This is a genomic window from Lactobacillus sp. C449L (assembly GCF_059900815.1).
The window spans coordinates 1-395 of the sequence record NZ_JBWXGA010000444.1 but is presented as its reverse complement, the minus strand read 5'-3'; the positions used below and the strand labels follow the sequence as shown (position 1 = coordinate 395).

Genomic DNA, 395 nt, shown 5'->3' with positions numbered 1-395 from the left:
GCGATCAAGAGCCGGGTCGCGGCCGCGGCCATCCGGTGCCGCACCGCGGCGCCGCTGCCGGTGCTCGCGGCGCTGCCGGGCGTCGCGTCCGCCGAGCGTGTCGGGGCTGACATCGTGATGCTGAGCAGCGATCCGGTCGCCGCCGTGCGCGCCTTGCTGGGGGCGGCGCCCGATCTCGACGCGCTCAGCGTCGGCCCGGCTAGCCTCGAACAGGCGCTCGCCACGCTTACCCACGACCATCTGGAGGCCGCATGATAGCCGCTCTTGCATCCGTCACCGCCGCGCCAAGCCGTTCCGGCATCTATGCCCGCGAGGCCTGGGCCGAGATCAAGAAGTCGTGGCGCATGCCGCAATTCGTGCTGCCGAGCGTCGCGCTCCCAATCGCCTTCTACAGC

The 395-nt window shown here is 71.9% G+C and carries 1 protein-coding gene; it reads left to right on the top strand.

Annotated elements, in window-relative coordinates:
- Positions 1-255 (top strand): hypothetical protein (locus AC2JF9_RS10200; protein ID WP_500727535.1); only part of this gene is annotated, 255 nt, incomplete at its 5' end.
- Positions 256-395 lie beyond the last annotated feature (140 nt).